Annotated in this window: 4 protein-coding genes; 3 read left to right on the plus strand and 1 reads right to left on the minus strand. The window is 50.9% G+C overall.

From position 1 onward, the window contains the following. Positions 1-161: 161 nt before the first annotated feature. The 3 genes from HQ41_RS08765 to HQ41_RS08775 all read left to right on the plus strand — a co-directional run bounded on the left by HQ41_RS08765 (position 162) and on the right by HQ41_RS08775 (position 2,146). Entirely contained in the window at positions 162-854 is a 693-nt protein-coding gene (locus HQ41_RS08765) for a PBECR2 nuclease fold domain-containing protein (RefSeq protein ID WP_044190628.1), read from the plus strand. A gap of 240 nt (positions 855-1,094) precedes the next feature. Then, positions 1,095-1,601, plus strand: a complete 507-nt coding sequence (locus HQ41_RS08770) for a phage virion morphogenesis protein (protein ID WP_052405369.1) — start codon at positions 1,095-1,097, stop codon at positions 1,599-1,601. Positions 1,602-1,606: 5 nt separating this feature from the next. Further along, positions 1,607-2,146: a hypothetical protein gene (locus HQ41_RS08775; protein ID WP_052405370.1), complete on the plus strand. Its 540-nt coding sequence runs from the start codon at positions 1,607-1,609 to the stop codon at positions 2,144-2,146. Here HQ41_RS08775 and HQ41_RS09680 read toward each other — a convergent pair. Then, positions 2,058-2,402 carry a hypothetical protein gene (locus tag HQ41_RS09680; protein ID WP_152567378.1) on the minus strand — a complete coding sequence of 115 codons (345 nt, stop codon included), beginning with the start codon at positions 2,400-2,402 and terminating at the stop codon, positions 2,058-2,060. The two genes, HQ41_RS08775 and HQ41_RS09680, sit on opposite strands and share 89 nt — an antisense overlap. Positions 2,403-2,542 lie beyond the last annotated feature (140 nt).

Genomic DNA, 2,542 nt, shown 5'->3' on the forward strand with positions numbered 1-2,542 from the left:
TTCCCTCAGGGATGGGGATAGGGGGATAGTATTCAAGGCTCCCAAAGCCGCTCAAACACTCAAAAAACACCGAGAAAGATACAAGAACCTTTGAGCGGTGCATTGCGCAATAGTCTCCTAATGGCTGGGGATGCCGATGTTTCGTTGTCCCTCGTCTTAAGGTGGAGGGAGATGCGGTCAATATCAAGCATATGCAGGATCGTGTGCATGAGTATCAGACTAGTAGCGACTGGGAGGCTGCCAAGGCATTAGGATGGGGCGTCAATAAGGCGGAGATTGCTGAGGTATTCACGGCCAATCAGCAATATATCCACAAGATGCCCTCCAAGTCCTCAGCCAAGCTATTGGAGCTCGGGCATAATGATTACGGCCTAGACAGCATCCAAAAGGAGATCGCCAAGGAGTATCGCCCAAAGATCCCCATATTTGAGGGGGACAAGCAAGTCTGGTATGAGACGCACAAGATATTACAAGACTACAAGGGGCGCAGCCTATTGTTAAGCGAGGGGGTGTTCACACGCCATACATCCAAGAAGTATGAGGCGGAACGCATACCCCTACTTGAATGTATCCCAGAGGCACTCTCTACCCCAGATGAGGTATGGCTCAATGATTACCAAGGTAAGATCACCAATTACAACTACATCAAGTACTATCAAGGGAGATGTATCAATGTAGTCTGTGAGCTCAAAGACGGCAAGGTCTATCAGGTCACAACGTGGTTTGAGGTCGGATTGCAGTATAAAAGCAATCTCCCACACAAGGTTGTCGAAAAAGAAGGCAAGAAAGGCTCTAGAGCAAGGAGAGATCCACGTCATCTCTATCGCCGAGGGCTACTCATAAAAAAAGGCTAGCCAACGGCTAGCCTTATACTGTCGCCCTATATGAGTCATAACGTCCGCCGTCTTCTTGTTGGTCGGGCTACTCGTAGCCCATCCGCCTCATACGGTTGGATAGTCTGTAATCTCACAGGTACTTCGGTTCGCTATCTCCAAGCTGTCTTAAGCAGCCCTCCGCACTCCCTCCTCCGCAAGGGTTAGTGTTTTGTTCACCTCGGAGATAGCTACTGCAAATTTACAATATATATTATTGATATGCAAGATATAACCATACAGCTGGAGCAGATGGCCGAAGATATCCTGCGTGAGGGCGCAGAGATTATCGCTGCTACAGCCCAAGAGTACTATCGCAACAGCTTCCGCCGCAAGAACTTCGACAGCCAGCCATGGCTGCCCGCCAAGACGCCCTCTAGGCGTGGATCCCTGTTGGTCAAGTCAGGGGCTCTAGCCAACTCCATACGCATCGCAGAGCTATCCCCTCGCAGGGTTGTCATCTCCGCTGGAGGTGACAAGGTCGGCTATGCACAAGTCCATAACGACGGCTATACGGGGCTTGTCAATGTCCCAGAGCATATGCGCAGAGCTAGACCACGCTCCCTCATTCCCTCCGAGGGTAAGCCCGCCAAGGGCGAGGTCTCCGTACGAGCCCATACCAGACATGCCTCGATCCCCAAGAGACAATTTATGGGGCAGGCTCGAGATCTCAACGAACTAATACGCAATCGACTGCTGGCCTATATCTCTAGCAGAACTAATCAATAATCAATATGGATAAGCAAATCATCATAGCCGTCATGGATCGGCTACAACAGCAGGTCACAGACCTTAAGTGGATTGAGCCCGATGAAGGGCAACTATACGACCTATCACGACCCGCAATAGAGCCTCCAGCTTGCCTCATCGATCTGGCATACGTCAACTGTGAAACAATCGCACACAAGGTAACTATACAGCGTGTGCAAGCGGAACTTCGGCTAACGCTTGTCTTCGGCTATCAGGGCGAGTCGTACGCCCATGCCCCCGAGGACATCAAGAGCAAAGCCCTAGCTCGCTACGATACCCTAGAGCGACTGCATCAAGCCCTGCAGGGTTGGGATGGAGAGGGATTGTGGTTGCCTATACGTAGACAGCGCGTGCTACCAGCCCCTAAACGACAAGACAACCTCAAGGTCATTGAGGCTGTCTACACATTGGGACTAATCGATCAGGTCGACAGCCCTACCACGCAAAGCTCGGGTGCTCCTTGCGGAGCTTATGGATGCTCGGTCTCTTCCGCGCAATCTCAGACAGATAGTCCCCGTAGTTAAGCACGGCATTCCAGACCGTGCGATCCTCGACAAAGAATTCCTGAGAGCAGAGGATATGCAGGACATCGTCCGTGCGCCGACGCTTGATCTCCGTCCAATAGTAGTAGCGCAGCACAAGCATCTTGTTGCGCTCCTCTATACGCTCAGCTCGACTTGCCGCTCGAGCACACAGAGGCTCCCCAGAGTAACGCTTGCGTCGCTTGGGTGGAGCCTCCTGTATCGGTGGCAGATCGAAAAGCAATGGAGTATCTGTCATATCAACACAAAAATACTACTGAAACGCTGTACGCACCAAATGAGACCGTTGCACGGCATTCTGCCTCTTTTCGGTTAGAAACGTTGTATATATCTCTGATTATTACTATCTTTAATATGTAATTAATTGTATCGACATGG

Origin of the sequence: Porphyromonas sp. COT-290 OH860 (assembly GCF_000768935.1) — a bacterium.
In the GTDB taxonomy this organism is placed as follows: domain Bacteria; phylum Bacteroidota; class Bacteroidia; order Bacteroidales; family Porphyromonadaceae; genus Porphyromonas.

Coding starts and splice junctions, on each gene's coding strand:
- HQ41_RS09680 (WP_152567378.1), bottom strand. CDS start 2,402: ATGACAGATACTCCATTGCTTTTCGATCTGCCACCGATACAGGAGGCT.
- HQ41_RS08770 (WP_052405369.1), top strand. CDS start 1,095: ATGCAAGATATAACCATACAGCTGGAGCAGATGGCCGAAGATATCCTG.
- HQ41_RS08775 (WP_052405370.1), top strand. CDS start 1,607: ATGGATAAGCAAATCATCATAGCCGTCATGGATCGGCTACAACAGCAG.